Below are 23,645 nucleotides of genomic sequence, written 5' to 3'. Positions count from 1 at the left end.
CACACTCCGCAGACAGGAGGAGCAGACAGATGAATATCACCTCAAGCGTTCGGAGACGCCGGCTCGTCGGCGCTCTCGCGGCCGCCCTGGTCGGCCTCGCCCTCTTCCTCTCGGGAGGGGCGACGCCCGCCCACGGGGTCGAGCTGCCCACCTGGGACGACGTGCAGGCCGCGAAGCGGAACGAGGCGGCCGCCGCCGCGAAAGTCACGGAGATCGAAGGACTGCTCGAGCAGAGCCTGGCGGAGCTCGAGCTGCTCCGGGTCGCGACCGAACAAGCGAACGCGAGCTGGCAGGACGCCGAGACCGCAGCAGCCGACGCCGCGCTCCGCGCTGAGACGCTCCAAGCGAAGGCCGACAAGAGCCGTGAGGAAGCCAACGTCGCCGCAGACCAAGCGGGGGTCGTCGTCGGCCAGATGTATCGCTCCGGCGGTATCGACCGCAGTGCCGACATGTTCTTCGAGGCCGACGCAGCGACCACCGACGCCCTGCTGAACCGCCTCGCGATGATGGAGCAAGCCACCCGGCGCAACACCACCATCGCCGCGAGTGCTGAGCTCGCCCGCAACACGGCTTCCTCGCTGGGCGAGCAAGCCGACGCCGCGAGCACGGAGCGCGATCAGTTGCGAGCCGATGCCGAACAGCTGGCCCAGACCGCCGCTGAGAACCTCGACGCACAGCGCACTACGTTCCTCGCGCAAGAAGCGCAGCAGCGTGAGCTCGAGGCGCAGCTCGCCGCTCTGAAAGACGCGACCACCGACACGGTCGCCGGTTACGAGGAACGCCTCCGCGCCGAAGAGGAGGAGCGCAGAAAGCAACAGAGCGGCGGAGGTGGCGGCGGTGGGGGTGGCGGCGGTACCCCCGGCGGTGCCGGCTGGTACCAGCCGGTGCCGATCTCCTGGATCTCCACCTACTTCCGGCAACCACCGAGTCACACCGGGCTCGATCTCCCAGCCGGCTGCGGCACCCCCATCGTCGCGCCCTCCTCCGGCACCGTCGCCGTCGCCGGTTGGGTCGACAACTTCGGCGGATACATGACCTACCTCAACCAGGACAACGGCTATCAGACCCGTTTCGCGCATCAGATCGGCACACCGCCGGTGGTCTCCGGCCAATGGGTGCCCGCCGGAGCTGTCATCGGCTACGTCGGCAACACCGGGATGAGCTTCGGCTGCCATGTCCACTACGAAGTGCTCTCCGGCGGCAACTTCATCGATCCGACCCCGTTCATCTAGCACGATGTCACCTCTAGACACCGCATCCGCTCAAGACCCGCCTCTGGCACGCCGACGCCCCATGCCGTGCCGCGCGCAGAGGCCGCAACCGGTGACGCCGCACTCGTGCCGGAGCCCACGACTCATCTACATGCAGGAAAGGGGACAAACATGAAGGCCGTTGGATATACCCACCCAGGCCCCCTCGACGAAGACGGGGCTCTCCGCGACGTCGAGCTGCCGATACCCGAAGCCGAGGAACACGATCTGCTGGTGCAGGTGCACGCTGTCTCCGTGAACCCGGTGGACTGTGCGATTCGCGCCACCGAGCAACCCCGCGCCGGGCAGCCTCGCGTTCTCGGCTACGACGCCGTTGGCACAATCGTCGGACTCGGCGCGTCCGTCGAGGACGAACCGCTGCTTGAACACTTCGCCGTTGGCGACCGCGTCTTCTACGCGGGAGCGATCGACCGGCCGGGCAGCAACGCCGAATACCAGATCGTCGATGCCCACCTCGCTGCTCACGCTCCGGCCTCGCTGAGCGACACGCACGCGGCGGCGCTGCCGCTGACAGCGCTCACCGCGTGGGAGCTGCTCTTTGACCGGCTCGAGGTGACGCGGCCCGTCCCGGGAGCCGCATCCGCAGTCGTCATCATCGGCGGGGGCGGGGGAGTCGGGTCGATGGCCATTCAGCTGCTGCGCGCCCTCACCAACGTCACCGTGATCGCCACCGCCAGCCGCCCAGTCACGAAGGCGTGGTGTGCGAACCTTGGCGCCCACCACGTCCTCGACCACCGCCGGCCGCTCACCCCACAGGTGGCCGAGCTCGGCCTCGGGGCGCCCGGCTTCGTGCTCTCCACCGCGGGATCCGAGGAGAGACAGGGCGACATCCTCGAACTGCTCGCCCCGCAGGGGCGCTTCGGGTACACCGATCACCCCGAGCTCGACGTGCAGCCGTTCCAGTCGAAGTGCATCTCACTGCACCCCGAAGACGTGTTCATGCGCTCTCGCTTGCAGACCCTCGACCTGGCCGAGCAGGGCGAGATCCTCCGACAGGTCGGCGAGCTCGTCGACGCCGGGAAGCTCCGCAGCACGCTGACCAGCACGCTCGGCGAGATCGACGCCGCGACCGTCGCCGAAGCCCATCGCCTCATCGAGAGCGGCACGGCGGTCGGGAAGATCACACTCGAAGGCTTCAGCTCCCTGCCGTAGCAGCGAGGCCGCCCAGCTGCGGGCGGCTCAGGAAAGGATGACCGGCATGATGCTTGCCGCCCTCACACTCCGTGTCGACTCCGGCATGCTGCGCACCCCTTGAGCGGCATGACGACACACACCGCCACCTCCGGGCAGGGCCCAGTCCACGGAGGACATGAGCGACCCCAGGAGCCGCCCCAATCGCAACCGGGCTGGTCGTTCCTGCGATCGCGCCGCTGGCTCGGGTACTACGTCCTCCTCGTCATCTTCTGCATCGTCTGCGTCTGGCTCGCTGACTGGCAGTTCGACCGGCGAGCCGATGCCCGAGCGGAGATCGCGCGCATTGAGCAGAACTACGACGCCGCAGCTATCCCGCTCGATGACGCTGTGCCCGACCCTGCTGGCTTCGACGAAGACACACTGAAATGGCAGACCGCCACCGTGCGCGGCGAGTACCTCGGCAACCCCTTCCTCGCCCGCAACCGACCCGGCCTCGAAGGGGTCGGCTCACATCTCCTCCAAGCTCTGCGCACCGATCAGGGGTTGATGTTCATCGTCGACCGCGGCTGGGTGCCGGTCAATGGCAACGAGGCGAATGCGGGCGACGCCTGGCTCGACAGCATTCCTGCAGCCCCAACCGGGCCGGTCGAGGTCGACGTGCGACTTCGGGCGAGTGAACCGCAGATCGCCGGGCGCCTCGCTCAGGGCAGCACGGTCGCCAGTATCAACTTGCCCGAGATCGCCCGGATCGGCGGTTTCGATGAGGCCTACACCGGGGCGTACGGCATGCTCATCGGGGAAACCCCCAAGGCCGAAACCGGGGTGCTCCCCGAGCCACCGGAGCGCGATGAAGGCCCGCACCTCTCTTACGCGCTGCAATGGTATGTGTTCATCCTCATCGCCGCCTTCGGCGTCGTCTACGCCGCCCGGCAGGAGCATCGCGGTCTGAATGCGGGCAGCGAAGCCGTGCTGCGGCAGCAGCGACGAGCCGCAGCGCGCAAGGCCCGGCGCGGCACGACCGACGCCGAAGAGGAAGACGCCTTCCTCGAGCAGTAGCGGTCGCCACCGGCCGCATGCGCCGGAGCGTCTTCCCGACCCGGGCCATCGAAAGGAGCAGGCGTGGAGATCGCCCTCTGGATCACGCAGCTGCTCATCATGTCCGCCCTGATCGCCGTCATCGGTGTCGCCGGCGCACCCCCGCGCGACAGCCGCGAGGATCCGACCGTTCGCGAGGAGCTCGACGACTTCGTCTACCGCTCGCGTCGGCTCGGCTCACGGCTCAAGCGCCGATGGCAGCAGCGCGGCAGGCGGAAGAAACGCCCTCCGCGTCGCTGATCTGTCGTCTTGCCGGGTCTTGCCTACACTGGACGATGCGGCTACACTAGTGAGTGCAAACCGGAGCATTCCAGCCCAGCGCTCGATAGCTCCGGCGGCCCCCGGTCTCTTGCTTCGGCTACCGGGGGTTGCTTTTTTCCACGGGCACGACCCGCAGCAGCGGCGCCAGCGGCACGGCATAGCCCGCGTCGCTCCCACGCTCAAGGTGGCTCTGCGCGAACGCCACGATGTCGGGCACCCACAGCAGCGGCTCCACTGACGGTGAGGTGAAGGTCACCTGCATCTGGCCGATCACCTGCGCCTGTCGCATCGTCTTGATCGTCCGCAGATCACGGGCCCGCTGTCCTTGGTGGCGTCGCTCCTCGGCCACGACGAGCGACGGCCGAGGCGTCAGCTGCCCCTCGTGCAGGTTCCCCAGCAGTGCCGTCAAGCATGCCTCGCGAGCGAGTTCATCGCCGCCAGGAGCATCTTCGATCGGCGACTGCACCGCCAACAGGAACGCTTCGTCCTCCTCGGCTGCGGCGAGGTAGCGGCAGAGCTCGTGGATCGTCTCCGCATCGCCCGCCGCGTGTGCCTCGCTCGTATGCCAGTAGCTTCCGCCGACGATCGACCCGAGATCGTCACGCACCGGCTGATGGAGTCGAACCGGCGACACATACGCGGTCGCGATGTAGAACGTGCGTGCACCGTGTGCGACCTCGGGGACGACGTAGCTCTCATCGACGAACGCCACATGCGCATCCGGTCGGAGACGACGGTAGGACTCGGAGAGCAGCCGACGCCGAGTCTCATCCGTGTGCGAAGCTGCCATTCCGCCATTCTCTCAAACCTCAGCCGGGCGGCGGGCGATGTCACCGCGGCGCGGCGTGCCGGTCAGCGTCGAACTCACTCATCCCCAGATCACCATCATGCGGTAGAGCATGACGGCGACGGCGAAGTTCACGACGACCAGCACGAGGTTCGCCGTGCGGCGACGGTCGACGAGCGCCCAGAACGCCGCACCGAACGGGATGAGTAGCGCGACGATGAGATACATCCAGAACTCGAGCGGATCCCCCACGACGGGATTGCCTGCGACAGGCTGCACGATGCCGACGACTACCTGCGCGATGAGCAGCACCCCGACAAGCAGGGTCGCGCCGAGGGTGTAGTCGTTGGGGCCTCGCTTGCGGGAGAACTCAAGGATGCAGACGAGCGCCGCGAGCAGGGCGAGGACGATCTGGGCAATGCCGAACCAGACGATCATGCGGCGAGAGCGGGGTCGACAGTCACGGCTCAAGGATATGCTGGCGCCGCTGCGCATTGCCCCCGGAGGAGCCAGGCGGCCCGCCGAACGACGAGAGCCGACCGATCAGAGCTTCCAGCGGCCCTTGCCCGACCAGCAGACTCCACACCACGGAGAGCACAATCGTGGCGAGCGTCATCGGGAGAAACGGGTCGAGATCGCGGAACGCATGCTCATGCGCGGAGCCGAGCAGGATCGTCGAGGCGAGGGCCCAGCCCACGATCTGCAGCACATAGGCCGTCAACGGCATCGACCCTACCGCCCGGAGCGGGAAGGTGAGCCACGGCAGCCGTCCGGCAGAGCACAGCAGCAGGCACACGCCGATCACCGCGATCGCGAAGCCGCCGCTCCCGATCGCCTCGAGCACGCCGCTCGAGTGCGGATCCGCCGTCCACCAGGCCTCAAGGAACGGTCGATCAGCCGACTCCTCCGACGACTCCGCGCCGGGGGAGAGACTGTATCCGGCTACCGCCAGCAACATGCCAAGGCCGAGTGCCGCCCACTGCACCCGCCGCGACCACATCCCCGCGCGCGCCAGACCGAGGCCCGCGAGGGTGAACGCGACCCACAGCGGAAACGGATAGTTCCATCCGATGTAGAGCCCGGTGAGCCAGCCTTCGTAGCTCTCCCACCACGGCGAGGCATTCGCCCACACCACCACGGGCGAAGCCACGAGCACGACGATCGCGGCTGCGAGGAACAGCCGTGAGGCGCGCTGCGCGAGCAGGGGGAGCGCCAGGACGAAGATGACCGCATAAGTCGGCAAGATGATCGCCGCCGGTACGTCGAGGCTGATGAGCAGCACGCCGATAAGCCAGATCAACAGCGCCCGGATCACCACCCGCAGCCTCGCCCGGCCGAGCCCGGCACCGCTCGGAGGCCTCGGGCCGCCCGTGGAGAGGCCGAGCGAGACGCCAGCGAGCGTGGCGAAGAGGATCGAGGAGCGACCGTTCACGATCGCCCCCCATGTCGACGGCTCCGTCCACGACAGCGAGCCGAGCCAGAGCAGATGCGCCGCCAACATGCCCAGCACCGCGAGCCCGCGAGCGAGGTCGACCCCCGCGACCCGGGCGGGGCCGTTCAGCCGCCGCCAGTTTCGTTCGATGCGGCGGCGCAGCGGAGTCGTGGGGGCGCTCGTCATGCTCCGCCGCCGATCCCGCGCCACTCGCTCATGGGTGCTTGACGCCCACCGGCTCGTCGTCGCTGATGTGCGCCGTCTCGATCTGGAAGGTCGAGTGGTTGACCGACACCTCGAAGTGCTCCGCTACGCACTCCTTCACCGCATGGAGCACTTCGGCAGCATGCCCGTCGGTGAAGCATTCATCCTCGACGACGACATGCGCGGTGATCGTCGGCAGACCGGTCGCGACCGTCGAAGCGTGCAGGTCGTGCACATCCTTGACGTGCTCGAGCTCGAGGATGTGCGCACGCACCTCGTCGAGATTGAGGCCCTTGGGGGTGAACTCCATGAGCACGCTCGTCGTCTCGCGCATCAGCTTGAAGGCGCGGGGCACGATGAGCGCGGCGATGAAGAGGCCGGCGAGGGCGTCGGCGCGCTGGAAGCCCGTGGTGGCGATCACGATGGCGGCGACGATCACGCCCAGGGAGCCGAGCGCGTCGTTGAGCACCTCGAGGAATGCGGCGCGCATATTGAAGTTTGCGCCTCGGCTCGAGGAGAGAATGAGGATGGCGGTGATGTTCGCGGCGAGGCCGACGATACCGAAGACCAGCAGCTCGGTCGCAGGCACCTCCGGCGGTTCGAATAGGCGCCGGATGCCCTCGATGGCGGTGTAAAAGCCGACCACGAGCAGTAGCGTCGCCTGCCCGAGCGCGGCGATCACCTCGATCCGGCGGAACCCCCAGGTGCGCGTCGACGTCGCCGGCCGCAGCATCAGTGTCGCCGCGATCAGCGCGACCAGCAGCCCCGAGGCGTCGGTGATGGCATGCGCGGTGTCAGTGAGCAGTGCGAGGCTTCCGGTGACGACGGAACCCACGGCCTGCGCGACGACGATCGTTGCGGTGATGCCGAAGGCGATCCAGAGCTTACGGCGATAGTCGCCGGGCTGTCCCGCCTCGGCCACGCCCGGGCCGTGATCATGTCCTGCGCCCATTCGAGATCTCCGTTCTCATTCGGTACTGATCAATACACTTCACTATATAGATAACATCGTCGTTTGGCGATGTTATCTTTCGCCAATAAGTCGCGGCTGCCTCCGACCTAGAGTGATTGCCGATTCGGAGATAACATCGTGATATGACGATGCAAGCCGAACGTTCTCATGAGCTGCCGACGATTGCCGAAGCCGAGGCGCTGACCTCTGCGGCAGCCCTCTTCCATAGCCTCGGCGATCCTTCCCGACTGGTGATCCTGCAGCATCTGCAACTCGGGGAGCACCGCGTGGTCGACCTGGTGAAGCACCTCGGTCTCTCCCAGAGCACCGTCTCCAAGCATCTCGCCTGCTTGAAAGACACCGGCATGGTCGTCTCGCGAGCCGAGGGGCGGGCCTCGATGTACTCGCTCGCGCATCCCGACGCCGTCGTTGCGATCCTCGCAGCAGCCGAGAAGATGCTAGCTCTCACCGGGGACGCCGTCCGCTTGTGCCCCATGCATCATGAGGGCATCACCGCTGACTGACCGGCCAGCGTGCTCACTCCGGCGTCTCTTCGACAGGCGCGGGCTCGGCAGCCGCCGGCGACTGCGCGGGAGGCTGCTGTTTCGGCGGGAGACCAGCTTTCGCGCGCTCCTCGGCCTCGATCTGCTTATAGACCCGGCGCTCCGTGCGATCGGCCCGAGAGATCGCGCGGATCACGAACCAGAAGAAGGCGCCGATGATCACCGACGGGGTGAGCGACCAGAGCGCGTTCGCCCACCAGTTCTCCATGCGCAGAGGCTACTGTTGCATGCTGTGAGAACAATGCAATAACTCGACGAGATGTAGAGTAAAAATCATCGACGAGGAGGGTACGACATGGCCGGGGTGCGCAAACGCGAATGGGGCGGTCTCGAAGACGAGGTCATGCAACGACTCCACGAACAGGAGCGCGCCGTGAGCGCGCGCGAACTGCAGACCATGTTCAGCGAACCCGTGCCGGCCTACACGACGCTCATGACGGCACTTACCCGCTTGGAAGGGAAAGGCCGCGTCGAACGGATCGGCGACTCGCCCCGGAAGATCAGCTTCCGACCGCTGCGATCAAGTGAGAAGGAGGCGAGCGAGACGATGACCTCCGCGCTCGAGCAGGCCGCCGACCGGCGGGCCGCCCTGCTCGCCTTCGCCGGGAATCTCGCCGAAGACGACGTCGCCGCGCTCATGGACGCCTTCGGCGAGGCGAAGCCCGAAGGATAACCGACCGTGCTGCTCCTGGCCCTCGTTCTCCTGGGCACGGCCCTCGCGCTCGCCGTGCTCTGTCCGCGAGTACTCACCGCAGGACGCTGGCACCTCTTCCACCCGAGAGCCGCGCTGACGGTCTGGTTCGGGTCGTTCGGCGTGGGCATCGCGACCGCCCTCGCCGGCATCGCCCTCGGCATCGTCGCGGTCGAGTCGCTGCGGCACGCCATCCCGCACACCACCAGCGTGACCGTATCAGCGGCGATCTGGGTCGCCGCCGGGATTTCCGGTGTCTTCCTCGTCTTCGTCTTCACCTTCGCCGGCTCGCTGCAGTCCCTGCGCCCGGCCTCCCACTCCCACGCTGTCGCCTATGCGAGAGACGAGCACATCGGATTCACCCTCGTCCGCTTCCACTCGGAGACGCCCGAAGCCTATGCTGTCCCCGGCAGACGTCCCGAGATCTTCGTCTCCTCAGCCATGGAGCAGCTCCTCACCCCGCCGCAGTTGCAAGCAGTGCTCGCCCACGAGTTCGCCCACCTGCGCCACCAGCACGGACTCGCCATCCGCATTGCCCAGCTCAACACGCTCGTCCTGCCGGGTACCCGAGCCAGTCGAGCGCTCGAACGCGCCACCCGCCTGCAGATCGAGCTCGCTGCCGACGATGCCGCCGCCCGCCAAGTCGGGGCCGCACACCTCGCGAATGCACTCATCGTCCTCGCAGCCGCGACGCACGATGTCGGAATGACCCTCCGAGCCGAGCGCCTCACCCGGAAACGCTGGCCTACCCCGCAGCGACGCCGCATCCCGCAGGGCCTGCACGCCGCCGCACAGCTGCGCTGACCTCGTCGCGCCGGCTGCCCGCGCCAAGCTCGCATACGTCTACATCTTGTAGTCTTAAGCGAGTATCCCGAGGAGAGGACGACGGCGATGGACGTGACCAGCAAGCAGGAGCTCGCCATCAATGGCATGACCTGCAGCCACTGCGCTCAGACGTTGACCACGGTGCTCAGCGCGCTCAGTGGCGTCGACGTCGACGACGTCGACGTGACCTCCGGCCGGGTGATCCTCGACGTCGCCCACCCCCTCAGCACCAACGCCCTCACGCAGGCCGTCAGCGAGGCCGGCTTCGAACTCACCGCCATCCGCGAGCGGGCACGATGAGCAGCAGCGCGGCCACGACCACGCCCGCTCAGGCCTCACGGGAGCGCTCGCCACGTCGCACCGCCGTCGCTCTGGCGATCGCGGCATTCGGTCTCCTTGCGATCATCGTCCCCCCGATCGTCGCCACGCTCCGCATCGGGCCGGCCGCCTATGAACAGATCTACCTCACCTTCCCTGGCTTCGACGTCGCCGTGCCGACCGCGCTCGGGCAGGGACTCGGCGATCTCGCCGCCATGCTCACCCTCGGCGCCCTGCTGTACCTCCTGTTCTTCCGTGACGCTCGCGGCAAACAGGCCAAACGGATCGAGCCATGCCTCGAACTCACCCTGCTGCGTATCGCCTCGGTCGCCTGGGCGATGGTGTCGGCCGGCATGGTGGTCTTCGAATCGCTCGACAGCAGCGGCATGCCCCTCGCGCGTCTCACGGAGCCTGGCGCATTCGCCTTCCTCTACGAGACGAGCGCCTTCCCTCGCGCCTGGACGGTGTCGCTGGTCGCCGCCGTCATCACCTCACTCGTCTGCCAGTTCGTCACCCGGTGGACAGGGCTCCTCATCCCACTCTGGATGACCTGCTTCGGCATCCTCGCCCCCGTGGTCGTCGGGCAGATCCTCGTCGGCCCGAATCACGACCTCGGCAGCGATGCCGGCACCTACCAGACCCTCGCCACAGGAGCGGTTTTCGGCGTCATCCTCATCGCCGCCATCCGAGCCGCGAGCGGCCGCACCCTCGACCCGGTCATCGTTACCCGCCTCACCACCTTCGTGCTCATCGGGATACCGCTGATCATTGCCACCGACGTCGTCCTGACTTGGTTCAAGCTCGCCGGATCGAGCCTCTTCGATTCGGAGACGGGGTGGCAGATCCTCGCCCGCTGGACATGCCTGGCACTCCTCATCGCCGCACTGCTCGGCTGGCGTGCCGTCCAGCGCGCGAACCCGGTCAAGCCAGCACTGCTGCCGCCCGCCATCGCGACCCTGGCGATCGCCGGATGGGTTGGGATCACCGCAGCCATGACGAGGGTCCCGCCGCCCCACTACTTCCAGCCCACCAGCATCTCCCAGGTATTCCTCGGCTTCGAGGTTGCCGAGGCGCCGTCGCTGCTGGTCTGGTTCACGCACTGGCGGCCCAATCTCCTCTTCATCGTGCTCGCGATCGCCGCCGTCGCCGCCTACCTCTGGGCTGTACGCGTGCTGCACACGCGCGGCGACCGATGGCCGATCGGCCGCACAATCTCATGGATCGGCGGCTGGTGCGTCATCGTCTTCGCCACAAGCTCCGGCTTCGGTAAGTACTCGGCCCCCGACTTCGGCACGCACATGATCGTGCACATGAGCCTGAACATGCTCGCCCCGATCCTCCTGGTGATGGGCGGCATCATCACCCTGCTACTGCGGGCAACCCGATCCGACCCCACCCGCCCAGCGGGACTGCACAACTGGATCACCTGGGCGCTGCACTGGAAGGTGCTCCGCCTCGTCTACAACCCGCTGTTCGTGTTCGTGCTCTTCGTTGGCTCCTACTACGGGCTGTACTTCACCGGGATCTTCGAAGAGGGCATGCGCTTCCACTGGGCGCACCAGCTCATGAACGTCCACTTCATCATCGCCGGATATCTCTTCTACGGACTCGTCATCGGCGTCGACCGACCGCCGCGCCCCCTCCCACACATCGGCAAGCTCGGGTTCGTGCTCGCCGCGATGCCGTTCCACGCCTTCTTCGGCGTGATCCTGATGATGGCTGATGGTGAGTGGATCGCAGAGAACTTCTACCTCTACTTCGGGCTGCCCTGGACAGACCTCCAAGCCTCCCAGTACCTCGGCGGCGGCGTCGCCTGGGCCGGCGGCGAGCTGCCGCTGCTGCTCGTCATCATCGCGCTCGGCATCCAATGGTCTCGGCAGGACGCCAAAGAAGCCCGCCGCAAGGATCGGCACTTGGACTCCGGCCGCGACGAGGAGTTCGACGACTACAACAAGATGCTCGAAACTCTCGCAAATCGGCGGCAAGCCGCAGGCCCGGGACGGCCCGCACCCCGGAGTGAAGAGGAGCCCCAGTCGTGACCCTCGCCCCCGACGTCGTCGAGCCGTTGCAGCTCGACGTCTCAGGCATGACCTGCGCCGCCTGCGCGGGCCGCGTCGAACGCGCCCTGAACAAGATCGAGGGTGTCACCGCGAGCGTGAACTACGCGACCGAGCGCGCCATCGTCTCTGGCCTCGGCGCCGCTCGCGCGAGCGAAGCACTCGAGCGCGTCGAGAAAGCCGGCTACGGGGCGCGCATCCACGACGACGCCGACGACGCCTGGTCAAAGCGCGCTACCGAAGTGCGCATCACCTCGCTGCGCAGACGGCTCATCCTCGCCGCCGTGCTCACCGTGCCGCTCATGGATCTCACGATCGTGCTCGCCCTCGTCCCCGACTGGCGCTTCCCCGGCTGGGAATGGCTCTGCGTAGCCCTCGCCGTGCCGATCGTCACCTGGGCGGCCTGGCCGTTCCACAAGGCCACCCTCAGAAACCTCCGCCACGGCGACGTCAGCATGGATACCCTCGTCTCCCTCGGCATCGCCGCCTCCTTCGGCTGGTCAGTCGTGACGCTGCTGCTCGGCATCGAGGGGAGCGGGGCCGGATACTGGCTTGGCATCGGCGCCACCCCCGAGGGGGCAAACGCCATCTATCTGGACGTCGCCGCCGGCATGACCACCTTTCAGCTCGCCGGCCGCTACTTCGAAACCCGCTCACGCCGCAAAGCCGGCGACGTGCTCGGCGCTCTCAGCGAGCTTGCCGCCACGCACGTCCGCATCCAGCGCGACGGCACCGAGGAGATCAGGCCCGCCACGGAACTCCGCGTCGACGACGTGTTCGTCGTGCTCCCCGGCGAAACTCTCCCCGCCGACGGCACCATCATCGTCGGTAGCGCCGACATCGACGCCAGCATGCTCACCGGCGAACCGCTCCCCGTCACTGCCTCGAGCGGCGATGCGGTGATCGGCGGCACGATCAGCACCAACGGCCGCCTCGAAGTGCGCACGAGCTCGGTCGGCGCACACACCCAGCTCGCGCAGATGGCCGCCCTCGCCGAACAAGCCCAGGCCCGCAAAGCCCGCGTGCAGACCCTCGTCGACCGCGTCACCCGCTACTTCGTACCCGGAGTGATCGTTCTCGCCATCCTCGTCACCACCGGGTGGATGCTCGCCGGCCGCTCCTTCGAAGAGGCCTTCGGGATCGGGATCTCCACCCTCATCATTGCCTGCCCATGCGCCCTCGGGCTCGCCACTCCGACCGCGCTCATGGTCGGCATCGGCCGGGGCGCCAGCCTCGGCATCCTCGTGAAGGGGCAGGATGCGCTCGAGGCGAGCGGCACGATCACCACCGTGGTGCTCGACAAGACCGGTACCCTCACCACCGGCGAGATGACCGTGCGCAGCATTGCCACCCTTCCCGGCGTCGCCGAGCACGAGCTGCTGCGCGTCGCCGCCTCCGTGGAGCAGGGATCGGAGCACCTCATCGCCCGTGCCATCGTCGCGGCCGCGAAGCAGCAGATCACCGACCTCGACCCCGTCAGAGACTTCATCGCCGTGCCCGGCCGGGGCGCCTCCGGCACCGTCGCCGGCGACACCGTCCACATCGGCAGCCTCGCCTACCTGGACGAGCAGGGCGTCTCGACCGGTGCCGCCCGCGTCTACCTCACCGAGGCCGACGCCACGGAATCGACCGTGTTCGTCTCCCAGGCAGGACGCCTGATCGGGCGCTTTGGACTCGCCGACACCATCAAGCCGAACGCCCGTGCTGCAATCCAAGCGCTGCAGCAGCAGGGCCTCACCACCGTGCTGCTCACCGGCGACTCCCGAACGGCCGCAGAGGAGATCGCCGACACCCTCGGCATCGACCGCGTCTCCGCAGAAGTGCTGCCCGCCGAGAAAGGCGATGCGATTCGCGAGCTGCAAGCGGCGGGAGAGCGGGTCGCGATGGTCGGCGACGGCATCAACGACGCCGTCGCCCTCGCCGCCGCCGACCTCGGCCTCGCCGTCGTCTCCGGCACCGACATCGCCCTCAAATCGGCCGACATCATCCTCGTTCGAGAAGACCTCGCCGTGATCCCCGAGGCGATCGAGCTCTCCCGTCGCACCCTTCGCACCATCCGCGTGAACCTCGGCTGGGCGTTCGGCTACAACCTCGCCGCGATCCCGATCGCCGCCGCCGGCTTCCTGAATCCCCTCATCGCCGCCGGCGCCATGGCACTCTCCTCGGTGCTCGTCGTCTTCAACAGCCTTCGGCTGCAGAACTACCGCCGCCGGATATAGACGGGCTCTCAAAGGTGCGACCACCCCAATACGCGCGCTTCGACGTTGCCCCGATCTCGAAGCGTCGACTGCGCTGGGAGCTCGCGATCGTGCTCGCACTGTCTTTCGGCTACGCGGGCGTGCAGTCGATCATCACGATCCTGCGCCGCCTCAGCCAGGAGACCGCGCTCGCCTCCCAGACCGCCACCATCAACCGGCCGCTGGCCGAGCAGCCCCTCTTCGACCTCGCCTACCAGCTGCTCGGCTTCGTGGGGGAACTCGCACCCGTCGCGCTCGTGGCGTATCTGCTCTGGCGCACAGCGGCCCCGCACCTGGGAAACCTCGGCCTCGGACGGCTCCCCGGCAGGGGCGGCCGGTGGTGGCTGGCAGACACCGGCTGGGGTGTCGTGCTCGCGGCTGCGATCGGGATCCCGGGGCTCGCGTTCTACCTCTTCTCGCGCATCATCGGGATCAACGCGAACGTCGTACCGACCGCCCTCGACGCCTACTGGTGGACGGTGCCCGTGCTGATCCTCTCCGCCCTGCGTGCAGCTCTCGGCGAGGAGCTCATCGTCGTCGCCTACTTCTTCGACCGTATGCGACGCCTCGGGGTCGGCCCGATCTCCACCATCGTCTCAAGCGCACTGCTGCGCGGCAGCTACCACCTCTACCAGGGCATCGGCGCATTCATCGGCAACGTGGTCATGGGGCTCCTCTTCGGCTGGGTCTACCACCGCTGGGGGAGGTCGTTGCCGCTCATCATCGCGCACTGGCTGCTCAACATCGTCAGCTTCGTCGGCTACCCGCTCGCGCTGCTGCTCTGGCCGACCCTATTCGAAGTCGCTCCCTAGAAGGCCTTACCCGTTCATGAGCAGCAGCATCGCCGCCATCCCCGCCGCCATCAGGCAGTGGCAGAGCGCGTGCAACCGATCCCCGCGAACCGTCGCCGCGCGGAAGGCCCACCACAGTGCGATCGCTGCGCTTCCAGCCACAAACACCACGTTGACGACGTCCACCCACACCGGGGTGGTCATCGCCAACATCATCGCCTCATCAGCGGCCTCTCCGTGGCCGCCACCGTGCTCCCCGCCGCCCATGTCCGCCATGAGCAGCGGCATCGCCGCGATCATCCACACCATCGCGCCAGCGAGCCAGATATGCCCGGCGAGATCGACGCGGCGGGCCGGCAACGGCGCCTTCCAGAGCCCCGGCACTAGGGCGAGCGCAAGTACGGTGAAGACCACGATCTGCGCCCAGTTCGACGCCGCCGGAATCGACATCATCCAGCACATCGCGATCATCCCGGCGCTCATCACCAGGTGCATGAGATGGATCGCCATCGACTCGAGCACCGGGCCGCGCCGCGCGCCGGGAGGGGGCCGGTGCGCGATGAGGCGCACGAGGCAGTACACCCCGGTGAACGCGAAGACGACGGTGAGAATCAGATTCCACGGGGAAGCCAGCATACCCACGAGCTTACATCTACATCATGTAGAGTACGGGCCAAGGCCCGCATCCCTCGAGGTTCCCCGAACCCGGGGGAGGGGAGGAGACATCCCGGGCGCCCGGCGCGGCCCAGAACCCCTGCGGCGTCTGCGAAAGGAATACTGACCATGACCGGACTCACCTTCGCCGTCGGCGGCATCCTCACCGCCACCGGCGTCGTCGCCTACTTCGCGTCCGACGCGAGCAGCATGACCGCACTCATCCCCTCCGCACTCGGCGTGCTCATCCTCGTCGCAGCCGTCATCTCACGCGCGCCGAAAGCCCGCCGCCACGCGATCCACGCCGCCCTCGCGATCGCCCTCCTCGGCATCGCCGGCACCGTGATGAACGTGATGAAGATCGGGGAACTCTTCGCCGGCACCGCCGAGCGACCGAACGCCGTGATCGCGAGCACCGTCACCTTCGTCGTGCTCCTCGTATTCCTCGCCGTCGGCATCGCCTCCTTCGTCCGCGCCCGCCGCTACCGCGCGCAGCAGCCGACGAACGCCCCCGCCTGAGCCGCAACCGCAGTTCCCCGCATGTCCAGCCCCGAGTCCGAGCCCCACGCGCCGTCTGCAGTGTCGCCGTCCTGGGGCTGGGCACGGGGCACGCCGCCGCAGCTGCGCATCATGGAGACCGAACCGCTCGACTACCACAGCCTGCTGCGCGGCACCTCCGCCTACCGATGGTGGAAACCGCTCGCCCTGCTCCTGCTGTCAGGGGCCTTCTTCGGCATCCTCACCGTGGTAGTCACCGTGGCCGTCATCCCAGTGCTCCTGCTCACGGATCCCGACTATCCGGCGCAGGTCGCCGCCGGCACTGCCGCGGCGCTCGACACCCAACGGCCCGTCTCGGTACTCGTGAGCATGGTGTCGATCATCATCATGCTCCCGGCGGTGCTGCTCGCGATGCTCGTCCTCGGCATGCGGCCCATCGGCCTGATCTGGTCAGTCGCGGCCCGCATGCGCTGGGGGCTGCTCGGGCGACTGTTCGTCATCTCCGTGCTCGCGATCGCCGTGATGAACCTCGTCGGTATCGCCGCAGGCGTGCTCCTCGAGCCCGCCACCGACCCTGCAGCGGCTGCGAACGAGACTGCCTTCGATGCACGCGCCGCGCTGCTATCGATGCTGCTCGTGCTGCTCCTGGTGCCGCTGCAATCCACTGCCGAAGAGATCGTCTTCCGGGGACTCTTCATGCAGGTGCTGGGAGCCTGGCTCAGAAACCCCTGGTTCGCGATCCTGATCCCCTCGATCGGCTTCGCGTCCCTCCACATCTACGACATCTGGGGACTCCTCGCCGTCGGGTTGCTTGGCGCAGTATCCGCCTGGCTCACCTGGCGCACCGGCGGCCTCGAGGCAGCGATCGCGATCCACGTCGTCAACAACTACGTCGCTTTCGGCATCATGGCGTCGGGCCTCACCGGGGAAACCGCGCAGACCACAGGCGACGGCAGCGCCGCCGGACTGATCGGCCAGATCGCCGGTCTTGCGCTCTTCGCCTGGCTCACGCTGCGCGTCTTCACACGGGGCGGGTACGGCCGGCAGCGCATCGACCTCATCCAGCACACCTCCGCGCCGAAGGAGCGGGGAACCCGGTAGAGCGCCGCCGAGTCGACACCGGGAGAGCAGTCCCGCGTCGCACGCCCACACTAACCCAGAAATCGAGAGTAAGAGAGACACCATGGACGCCGACACTCGCCGCATCCTCGTGCACGCCCTCGGAGCCGTCCTAACAGTCGGCCTGCTCGGAGGACTCGCCGCCTGTGCCGCCACGAAGCCCGAGGTCACCCCCTCTGCCGAGGACGCCGCCCCCGCCGTCACGGTACGGGCCTACGACAACGCCTACGACATAGCCGAGGTCGAGGTTGCCGAGGGCGAAGCGGTGCGCTGGGTGTTCGAGGGACAGAACGAGCACGATGTCGTCGCCCAGGATGCGAGCTTCGTGAGCGATCTCATGCGACAGGGCAGCTTCACCCATGTCTTCGACCAGGCCGGCAGCTACGAATACGACTGTTCCATTCACGCGGAGATGAAAGGCGTCGTCAACGTGACGGCCGACTGACCCGTGCCCAGGATCCCGCATGCAGAGCGCCTCTGCCCGGCCGCTGCATTCGTATCGAGCAGCCGTCATCCGTTCAGCCTCCCCTTGTGTAGATTCGAACCATGACCACGAGCGCTGAGACACCGCTACGCCGACGACGCATCGGCTTCGCCTGGTTCTCGATCGTGGCCGGCATCGTCGGCTGGTTCGCCTCCTTCGAACTGCTCACCGAGTACATCAAGACCCTGCAGGAACCCACCCACGCGCCCAACTGCAACATCTCGAAGCTCGTCACCTGCGGGCCGAACATGGACTCCTGGCAGGGTTCCCTCTTCGGGTTCTCCAACACCATCATCGGCGTCACCGCCTTCACCGCGCCGATCCTCGTCGGGGCCGCGATCCTCGCCGGAGCACACTTCGCCCAATGGTTCTGGCGGCTCTACTGCCTCGGCCTCCTCGGAGGCATCGTCTTCATCACCTGGCTGCAGTACCAGAGCTTCTACTCTCTCGGCACCCTCTGCCCCTGGTGCATGGTCGTCTGGACGGCCATGATCCCGCTCTGGTGGGTCACCGTCGCGAAAGCCGGCGCCGACGGCCTCCTCCTCCCGGGCGACTCCGCCATGCGCGCGCTCAAAGGATTCGCGTCCTGGGCATGGGTCGCGATCCTCCTCCACTTCGTCATTGTCGCCACCGTCGCGCAGCTCGCCGTCGACTGGCTCTTGGAGTTCCGACTCTGACTCGGCAACGCGCGACGAACTCCCAGGCTGCGGCAGTCAACTTCACAGCCAGGGAGCGACCCGGCTGCTTTACGCTGACATCATGAACTGCCCCAGCGATGGAACCACCCTGTTGATGAGCGAGCGACAGGGAGTCGAAGTCGACTACTGCCCGCAGTGCCGGGGCATCTGGCTCGACCGGGGCGAGCTAGACAAGATCCTCGAGCGTATGCAGGCCGAAAGCGACGCGGCGCCAGGCTCGCAGTATGCAGAACCCCGCTATGACGACTACGAGGCACCCCGGTACGACGATCGACGTCGCGACAGTCATCACGACGACCGCCGACGAGAAGGCCACCACGGTGACCGACGCGGCGGCTACTCCGACGATCGCCAACGCGACCCCCGCTACCGCAAAAAGAAGAGTCCCTTCGAGTTCCTCGGAGACATCTTCGACTCCTGAGAGCTTCAGCACAGTCGTAGCTGCAGACGGTAGTCGGCCCTACGCCCGGACGATCATGAGCTCGTCCCAATGAGTTGTCGCCCTGGGCGTCAGCAGTCCACGCTTCATCTGCCAGGCCGGGCCGGGCCGGAGACCGCCATAGCCGAGCCCGAGCACCTCTCGGCCGGCCTTCTTCTGCACCGCGTCCACGAGCGTCGCGATACTCGCATCCTCGTGGACGTGCCTGAACAACTCGAGGGCCTGGTGCGCCTCAGCCGCGTGCAGATCCGTAAGCAGGAGCCCGGCCCGCGCATACCGCGTTTCCTCCTGAATCTGCGGGAGCAGCAGATGTGCCGCTCGCGTCAGCATGACCGGATCGGCCGTCGGATAGGGGAGCGGCACCCGGACAGCCGGATAGTGCTGCTGCTCGTGCCAGTGACTCGTGCCGGCGAACGCCTGCACCGACTTCGCCACCTGCCGGTGCTTCACCAGGCGCGCCGCGGCCTGCTGCGCATAGATCGAGAGCGCCTGCCGCATCCCCTCAATCGTGGACACCTTCTCTGAGAAGGAACGCGACACGATCAGCTCGTCTTTCTTCCCCGTGCGATCCTCCTCCGGGCCGATGCACGCGACCCCGCGCAGCTCGAGCGCGGTACGCATGACGACCACGGAAAAGCAGCGTCGGATCTGCGCAGGATCCGCGGTGGCGAGATCCCACACGGAGGTGATGCCGTACCCTGCGAGCCGCCGCTCGAGGCGCCGCGCGATCCCCCAGACCTCCGAGACCGGCAGTCGGCGCATCAGCTGCTCGCGCCACGCCTCCCGCGTCGCCGGCCGCACGCACACCCCTTCGAAGACCGGGATCTTCTTGGCCGCGCGGTTCGCGAGCTTCGCGAGGGTGCGGGTCGGCGCGATCCCGACGCAGACGGGCACGCCGACGAGCCGGCGCACCTCGTCTCTGATTGTGCGCCCGAGCACCGACATGGCCTCGGGATCGGCCGAAGTCCGACGATCCACCGCGGCGAACGCCTCGTCGATCGAATACACGTCGAGCTCGTGCGTGAAGCGCTCGAGCACCTCTACTGGTAGGTCCGATTGTTGAAGAGTGCACTTTTCATGCACTGTTCGTCGATGATGCGGAGGTCACGCGCGAAGGGCGTTGGCAGCCCTGCCTGAGCACGGTAGGTGAACATCCGGTGACAAAGCCGGCATGGGCTCGCGAACTGATTCGATAGATGTCAATATAGAAGTATGTCGAATCAAGAAGTCGAACTGGTCATCGTCGGGTCCGGTCCCGCCGGATACACCGCGGCGGTCTACGCGGCCCGCGCGGGTCTTGCGCCGAACGTGATCGCGGGCTCGGTCACCGCGGGCGGTGCGCTGATGACGACGACCGAGGTGGAGAACTTCCCCGGCTTCGTCGATGGCGTGCAGGGGCCGGAGCTGATGGAGTCGATGCGGGCGCAGGCTGAGCGGTTCGGCGCTCGGATCGTCTACGACGACGCGATTCGCCTCGAGCTCGACGGCGACGTGAAGACCATCGAGACCGGTGCCGGGGCGACGTATCGGGCGCGGGCGGTGATCCTGACGATGGGTTCCGCGTACCGCAAGCTCGGCCTTCCCGAGGAGGAGCGCCTGTCGGGGCACGGGGTGTCGTGGTGCGCGACCTGCGACGGGTTCTTCTTCCGGAAGCAGGAGATCGTCGTGGTCGGCGGCGGGGACTCCGCGATGGAGGAGGCCTTGTTCCTCACCCGGTTTGCATCGAAGGTGACCGTGGTGCACCGCCGCGACGAGTTCCGGGCGTCGAGAATCATGGCACAGCGCGTGCTGGACGATCCGAAGATCGAGGTCGCCTGGAACAGCGAGGTCGCCGCGATCCTCGGCGACGAGCAGGTCACCGGGCTCACGCTGCGCGACACGATCACCGGGGCCGAGCGGAGGCTCGACGCGACGGGGGTGTTCGTCGCGATCGGGCACGACCCGCGCTCCGAGCTCGTGACTGGGCAGGTCGACACCGACGCGGACGGGTACGTGCGGGTCGCGCACCCGTCGACGCGGACGAATCTGGCCGGGGTGTTCGCGGCCGGGGATCTCGTCGACCACACGTATCGGCAGGCGATCACCGCCGCGGGCACCGGCTGCGCGGCCGCGCAGGACGCCCAGCACTACCTGTCGCACCTCGCACCCGCCACCGTTTCCGAGCCTGTTCTGGAGGTCTCCGTATGAGCACCGTCACCCCCGTCACCGACGCCACCTTCCAGGCCGAGGTGCTCGAGTCCGAGCTGCCCGTCGTGGTCGACATCTGGGCGACCTGGTGCGGCCCGTGCAGGGCGATCGCCCCGATCCTGGACCAGCTCGCCGGCGAGTACGAGGGCCGGGTGAAGATCGTGAAGATCGACGCCGACCAGAACCCCGAGACCGTGACCGCGGCCGGCGTGACCTCGATCCCGACCCTCGGCTTCTACCGGAACGGGGAACGTGTCGACGTGCTGATCGGCGCGCACCCGAAACCCGTCTACGTCGCGAAGCTCGAGGAGCTGCTCGCATGACCGACGCCCTGACCCGCACCACCCCGAAACGGCTCTCCACCCTCGACAAGTGGCTGCCGCTCTGGATCGGCCTCGCGATGGTCGCCGGCCTCGTGCTCGGCCGGTTCGTGCCGGCGCTCTCCGACGCGCTGTCTGCGATGGAGGTCGGCGGGATCTCGGTCCCGATCGGGCTGGGCCTGCTGGTGATGATGTACCCCGTGCTCGCGAAGGTCCGCTACGACAAGGTCGCAGCCGTCACGGGTGACAAGAAGCTCCTGGTCTCCTCGCTCGTGCTGAACTGGCTCGTCGGGCCCGCGGTGATGTTCGCGCTCGCGTGGATCTTCCTGCCGGACCTGCCCGAGTACCGGACCGGGCTAATCATCGTCGGCCTCGCCCGATGCATCGCTATGGTCGTGATCTGGAACGACCTCGCCTGCGGCGACCGCGAGGCGACCGCGGTGCTCGTCGCGATCAACTCGGTCTTCCAGGTCGTGATGTTCTCGGTGCTGGGCTGGTTCTACCTGACTGTGCTGCCGGGCTGGCTGGGCCTGGACGCACAGGGACTGGAGATCTCGGTCTGGCAGATCGCGCTGAACGTGCTCGTGTTCCTCGGGATCCCGCTCATCGCGGGCTTCGCGTCCCGCTTCATCGGCGAGAAGCGCAAGGGGCGCGACTGGTACGAAGAGAAGTTCCTCCCGAGGATCGGGCCGTGGGCGCTCTACGGGCTGCTGTTCACGATCGTGCTGCTGTTCGCACTGCAGGGCAACGCGGTGCTGGCGAAGCCTCTCGACGTGGCGCGCATCGCGCTGCCGCTGCTGGTCTACTTCGCACTGATGTGGTTCGCCGGCATCCTGCTCGGCAAGGGCATCGGCCTCGGCTACGCGCGGTCGACGACGCTGGCGTTCACCGCGGCGGGCAACAACTTCGAGCTCGCGATCGCCGTCGCCATCGGGACCTTCGGGGCCGCCTCCGGCCAGGCGCTGGCCGGCGTCGTGGGTCCGCTCATCGAGGTCCCTGTGCTCGTCGGCCTCGTCTACGTCTCCCTCTGGGCCGCCAGAGCCTGGTTCCGCACGGATCCGTATACCGCTGAATCGAGGACGTCATGACCGACGCTGCCACCATCCCCGACGCCGAGGCATGCTCGCCGTCGACGACCCACGCAATCGGCGCGGAGGCGGCGAGCACGGTCGCCAGTGCTCTGAAGGCGCTGGCGGACCCGCTGCGGCTGCGGATGCTCTCCGCGATCGCGGCCGACCCGCGCGGCGAGTCCTGCGTGTGCGACCTCGCCGAGCTGGCAGAGGTCTCCCAGCCGACGGTCTCGCACCACCTGAAGGTGCTCAAGGAGACCGGGATGCTGGCCTCCGAGCGGCGCGGCACCTGGGTCTGGTACCGCATCGCGCCGGGCAAGCAGCGCGCCGTCGCGTCCCTCCTCGACGCGTTCGCTCCCGCCGCGGCCGTCACCGACGAACCCGAAGACGCCGCAGCACGGGCCGCGGCCCTGCAGCAGATGGACGCCCGCGTGACCCGCCTCGCCGAAGAGCTCGCGGACGAGCTCACCGGGCTGAACCGGGACCTCGTGATCGCGATCGTGCGCGAGTCCTACGCCGGCCTGGTGCGTTCAGCGAAGCTGACGGCGCACATGATCCCGCTGACCGAACGGTTCGCCCGGCAGCGCCTCGCCGACCTGGCCAGGGACCGCTCGGCCGGGGTGCCGCAGGTGCTGTTTGTGTGCGTGCAGAACGCGGGCCGCTCCCAGCTCGCCGCCGCGATCGTCAACCAGCTCGCAGGCGGTGCCGTGATCGCCCGCTCAGCAGGCTCCGCCCCTGCCTCGGACATGCACCCGCACGTGCGCTCCCTGCTCACGGAGATCGAGGGCGAGCAGGAAGCCGAGACGGCGTTCCCGAAGCCGCTCACCGACGACGCCGTGCGCGCGGCCGACGTGGTGGTCACCATGGGCTGCGGCGACGTCTGCCCGATCATCCCCGGCGTCCGCTACGAGGACTGGGCCGTGGGCGACCCGGCTCTCGCTTCCCCGGACGGGGTCGACGCGATCCGCCACGATATCGAGGGCCGCGTCCGCGAGCTCCTCGCCACGCTCACCGACTGAACGAAAGCGAACAACAATGACTGACCAGAAGCCTTCCGTCCTCTTCGTCTGCGTCCACAACGCCGGGCGCTCCCAGATGGCCGCCGGCTGGCTCCGCGAGCTCGCAGGCGACCGCGTCGAGGTCCGCTCCGCCGGATCCATACCCGCCGACCAGATCAACTCCGTCGCCGTCGAGGCGATGCGCGAAGTCGGCATCGACATCACCGCCGAACAGCCGAAAGTGCTCACCACCGAAGCGGTGCAGGACTCCGACGTGGTGATCACCATGGGCTGCGGCGACGCGTGCCCGTTCTTCCCCGGCAAGCGCTACGAGGACTGGAAGCTCGACGACCCGGCCGGACAGGGCATCGATGCCGTGCGCCCGATCCGGGACGAGATCAAAGGTCGCGTCGAAACGCTGCTGGCGGAACTGCTCGTCTGAGGGACTGCGAGGGACTGCGAGCACGGGAGGGGCAGCGGCCAATGGCCCTGCCTCTCCGCTGTGTTTCCGGGTTTCCTGGTCCCTGCGGCGAACACCGATGTGCCGTGAGGCGTGCGCC

The 23,645-nt window shown here is 67.7% G+C and carries 28 protein-coding genes; 21 read left to right on the top strand and 7 right to left on the bottom strand.

The window, feature by feature from the left end; translation table 11 throughout:
• Positions 1 to 29 precede the first annotated feature (29 nt).
• From WFL22_RS07155 to WFL22_RS07140, 4 genes are all read left to right on the top strand, one after another.
• Positions 30 to 1,232, top strand: a complete 1,203-nt coding sequence (locus tag WFL22_RS07155) for a M23 family metallopeptidase (RefSeq protein ID WP_024356171.1) — start codon at positions 30 to 32, stop codon at positions 1,230 to 1,232.
• A gap of 150 nt (positions 1,233 to 1,382) precedes the next feature.
• Complete coding sequence (locus tag WFL22_RS07150) at positions 1,383 to 2,423, top strand: zinc-binding alcohol dehydrogenase family protein (protein WP_024356170.1); 1,041 nt, start codon at positions 1,383 to 1,385, stop codon at positions 2,421 to 2,423.
• Between the two features lie 108 nt (positions 2,424 to 2,531).
• Entirely contained in the window at positions 2,532 to 3,461 is a 930-nt protein-coding gene (locus tag WFL22_RS07145) for an SURF1 family cytochrome oxidase biogenesis protein (RefSeq protein ID WP_336992077.1), read from the top strand.
• A gap of 63 nt (positions 3,462 to 3,524) precedes the next feature.
• On the top strand, positions 3,525 to 3,740 hold the full coding sequence (locus WFL22_RS07140; RefSeq protein WP_017883907.1) for a hypothetical protein: 216 nt from the start codon (positions 3,525 to 3,527) through the stop codon (positions 3,738 to 3,740).
• Positions 3,741 to 3,858: 118 nt separating this feature from the next.
• Here WFL22_RS07140 and WFL22_RS07135 read toward each other — a convergent pair whose 3' ends face one another.
• From WFL22_RS07135 to WFL22_RS07120, 4 genes are all read right to left on the bottom strand, one after another.
• Positions 3,859 to 4,551: a hypothetical protein gene (locus WFL22_RS07135; RefSeq protein WP_152485643.1), complete on the bottom strand. Its 693-nt coding sequence runs from the start codon at positions 4,549 to 4,551 to the stop codon at positions 3,859 to 3,861.
• A gap of 78 nt (positions 4,552 to 4,629) precedes the next feature.
• Positions 4,630 to 4,986, bottom strand: coding sequence for a hypothetical protein (locus WFL22_RS07130; protein ID WP_017883905.1), 357 nt, complete (start codon positions 4,984 to 4,986; stop codon positions 4,630 to 4,632).
• Positions 4,987 to 5,008: 22 nt separating this feature from the next.
• Positions 5,009 to 6,166 carry a heparan-alpha-glucosaminide N-acetyltransferase domain-containing protein gene (locus WFL22_RS07125; protein ID WP_024356168.1) on the bottom strand — a complete coding sequence of 386 codons (1,158 nt, stop codon included), beginning with the start codon at positions 6,164 to 6,166 and terminating at the stop codon, positions 5,009 to 5,011.
• Positions 6,167 to 6,194: 28 nt separating this feature from the next.
• Complete coding sequence (locus WFL22_RS07120; protein ID WP_024356167.1) at positions 6,195 to 7,136, bottom strand: cation diffusion facilitator family transporter; 942 nt, start codon at positions 7,134 to 7,136, stop codon at positions 6,195 to 6,197.
• A gap of 143 nt (positions 7,137 to 7,279) precedes the next feature.
• On the opposite strand from WFL22_RS07120, the gene WFL22_RS07115 reads away from it, so the two are divergent.
• Complete coding sequence (locus WFL22_RS07115; RefSeq protein ID WP_017883902.1) at positions 7,280 to 7,660, top strand: ArsR/SmtB family transcription factor; 381 nt, start codon at positions 7,280 to 7,282, stop codon at positions 7,658 to 7,660.
• A 13-nt stretch (positions 7,661 to 7,673) separates the two neighbouring features.
• Here the strand turns inward: WFL22_RS07115 and WFL22_RS07110 are convergent, their stop codons facing one another.
• Positions 7,674 to 7,907, bottom strand: a complete 234-nt coding sequence (locus WFL22_RS07110) for a hypothetical protein (protein ID WP_017883901.1) — start codon at positions 7,905 to 7,907, stop codon at positions 7,674 to 7,676.
• Between the two features lie 87 nt (positions 7,908 to 7,994).
• On the opposite strand from WFL22_RS07110, the gene WFL22_RS07105 reads away from it, so the two are divergent.
• The 6 genes from WFL22_RS07105 (at position 7,995) to WFL22_RS07080 (ending at position 14,639) form a co-directional block, all read left to right on the top strand.
• Positions 7,995 to 8,372 (top strand): BlaI/MecI/CopY family transcriptional regulator, encoded by a 378-nt coding sequence (locus tag WFL22_RS07105; RefSeq protein ID WP_017883900.1) that lies wholly within the window; start codon positions 7,995 to 7,997, stop codon positions 8,370 to 8,372.
• A gap of 6 nt (positions 8,373 to 8,378) precedes the next feature.
• Positions 8,379 to 9,194, top strand: a complete 816-nt coding sequence (locus tag WFL22_RS07100) for a M56 family metallopeptidase (protein ID WP_336992075.1) — start codon at positions 8,379 to 8,381, stop codon at positions 9,192 to 9,194.
• A gap of 87 nt (positions 9,195 to 9,281) precedes the next feature.
• On the top strand, positions 9,282 to 9,515 hold the full coding sequence (locus WFL22_RS07095; protein ID WP_336992073.1) for a heavy-metal-associated domain-containing protein: 234 nt from the start codon (positions 9,282 to 9,284) through the stop codon (positions 9,513 to 9,515).
• Positions 9,512 to 11,572 (top strand): cytochrome c oxidase assembly protein, encoded by a 2,061-nt coding sequence (locus WFL22_RS07090; protein ID WP_336992072.1) that lies wholly within the window; start codon positions 9,512 to 9,514, stop codon positions 11,570 to 11,572. Before WFL22_RS07095 ends, WFL22_RS07090 begins: the two co-directional genes overlap by 4 nt.
• Positions 11,569 to 13,809, top strand: coding sequence for a heavy metal translocating P-type ATPase (locus tag WFL22_RS07085; RefSeq protein WP_336992071.1), 2,241 nt, complete (start codon positions 11,569 to 11,571; stop codon positions 13,807 to 13,809). The genes WFL22_RS07090 and WFL22_RS07085 overlap by 4 nt, the downstream gene beginning before the upstream one ends.
• Before the next feature lie 14 nt (positions 13,810 to 13,823).
• Positions 13,824 to 14,639: a CPBP family intramembrane glutamic endopeptidase gene (locus tag WFL22_RS07080; RefSeq protein WP_336992070.1), complete on the top strand. Its 816-nt coding sequence runs from the start codon at positions 13,824 to 13,826 to the stop codon at positions 14,637 to 14,639.
• A 6-nt stretch (positions 14,640 to 14,645) separates the two neighbouring features.
• Here the strand turns inward: WFL22_RS07080 and WFL22_RS07075 are convergent, their stop codons facing one another.
• Positions 14,646 to 15,254: a DUF5134 domain-containing protein gene (locus tag WFL22_RS07075; RefSeq protein ID WP_336992068.1), complete on the bottom strand. Its 609-nt coding sequence runs from the start codon at positions 15,252 to 15,254 to the stop codon at positions 14,646 to 14,648.
• Positions 15,255 to 15,401: 147 nt separating this feature from the next.
• Here WFL22_RS07075 and WFL22_RS07070 point away from each other — a divergent pair, with 147 nt between their 5' ends.
• From WFL22_RS07070 to WFL22_RS07050, 5 genes are all read left to right on the top strand, one after another.
• A complete protein-coding gene (locus WFL22_RS07070) occupies positions 15,402 to 15,791 on the top strand; it encodes a hypothetical protein (RefSeq protein ID WP_017883893.1) in 390 nt (129 codons plus the stop codon).
• Between the two features lie 21 nt (positions 15,792 to 15,812).
• Positions 15,813 to 16,871 carry a CPBP family intramembrane glutamic endopeptidase gene (locus tag WFL22_RS07065; protein ID WP_024356162.1) on the top strand — a complete coding sequence of 353 codons (1,059 nt, stop codon included), beginning with the start codon at positions 15,813 to 15,815 and terminating at the stop codon, positions 16,869 to 16,871.
• Positions 16,872 to 16,953: 82 nt separating this feature from the next.
• Positions 16,954 to 17,334, top strand: coding sequence for a cupredoxin domain-containing protein (locus tag WFL22_RS07060; protein ID WP_017883892.1), 381 nt, complete (start codon positions 16,954 to 16,956; stop codon positions 17,332 to 17,334).
• A 101-nt stretch (positions 17,335 to 17,435) separates the two neighbouring features.
• Positions 17,436 to 18,050, top strand: a complete 615-nt coding sequence (locus WFL22_RS07055) for a vitamin K epoxide reductase family protein (RefSeq protein ID WP_017883891.1) — start codon at positions 17,436 to 17,438, stop codon at positions 18,048 to 18,050.
• An 82-nt stretch (positions 18,051 to 18,132) separates the two neighbouring features.
• Positions 18,133 to 18,492 (top strand): TFIIB-type zinc ribbon-containing protein, encoded by a 360-nt coding sequence (locus WFL22_RS07050; protein WP_024356160.1) that lies wholly within the window; start codon positions 18,133 to 18,135, stop codon positions 18,490 to 18,492.
• A gap of 39 nt (positions 18,493 to 18,531) precedes the next feature.
• On the opposite strand, the gene WFL22_RS07045 is transcribed toward WFL22_RS07050, so the two are convergent.
• On the bottom strand, positions 18,532 to 19,548 hold the full coding sequence (locus tag WFL22_RS07045) for a DinB/UmuC family translesion DNA polymerase (RefSeq protein WP_336992066.1): 1,017 nt from the start codon (positions 19,546 to 19,548) through the stop codon (positions 18,532 to 18,534).
• Between the two features lie 174 nt (positions 19,549 to 19,722).
• Between WFL22_RS07045 and trxB the strand changes: the two genes are divergently transcribed.
• Genes trxB through WFL22_RS07020 form a run of 5 tightly spaced genes read left to right on the top strand, consistent with a single transcriptional unit; the run spans position 19,723 to position 23,527 of the window.
• The gene (gene trxB, locus WFL22_RS07040) at positions 19,723 to 20,697 is read left to right on the top strand and encodes a thioredoxin-disulfide reductase (RefSeq protein ID WP_336992065.1); all 975 of its coding nucleotides are present in this window, start codon (positions 19,723 to 19,725) and stop codon (positions 20,695 to 20,697) included.
• Positions 20,694 to 21,020, top strand: a complete 327-nt coding sequence (gene trxA, locus WFL22_RS07035) for a thioredoxin (protein WP_010157039.1) — start codon at positions 20,694 to 20,696, stop codon at positions 21,018 to 21,020. The genes trxB and trxA overlap by 4 nt, the downstream gene beginning before the upstream one ends.
• Positions 21,017 to 22,105: an ACR3 family arsenite efflux transporter gene (gene arsB / locus WFL22_RS07030; protein WP_336992064.1), complete on the top strand. Its 1,089-nt coding sequence runs from the start codon at positions 21,017 to 21,019 to the stop codon at positions 22,103 to 22,105. The genes trxA and arsB overlap by 4 nt, the downstream gene beginning before the upstream one ends.
• Positions 22,102 to 23,106 (top strand): metalloregulator ArsR/SmtB family transcription factor, encoded by a 1,005-nt coding sequence (locus WFL22_RS07025; RefSeq protein ID WP_017883888.1) that lies wholly within the window; start codon positions 22,102 to 22,104, stop codon positions 23,104 to 23,106. The genes arsB and WFL22_RS07025 overlap by 4 nt, the downstream gene beginning before the upstream one ends.
• A 16-nt stretch (positions 23,107 to 23,122) precedes the next feature.
• Positions 23,123 to 23,527, top strand: a complete 405-nt coding sequence (locus WFL22_RS07020; RefSeq protein WP_010157043.1) for an arsenate reductase ArsC — start codon at positions 23,123 to 23,125, stop codon at positions 23,525 to 23,527.
• Positions 23,528 to 23,645: the final 118 nt, after the last annotated feature.

Source organism: Leucobacter sp. VD1, from assembly GCF_037150695.1.
In the GTDB taxonomy this organism is placed as follows: Bacteria; Actinomycetota; Actinomycetes; order Actinomycetales; family Microbacteriaceae; genus Leucobacter.
Note: the sequence above shows the minus strand (reverse complement) of the source record. Positions and strands in the feature narration are given on the sequence as shown.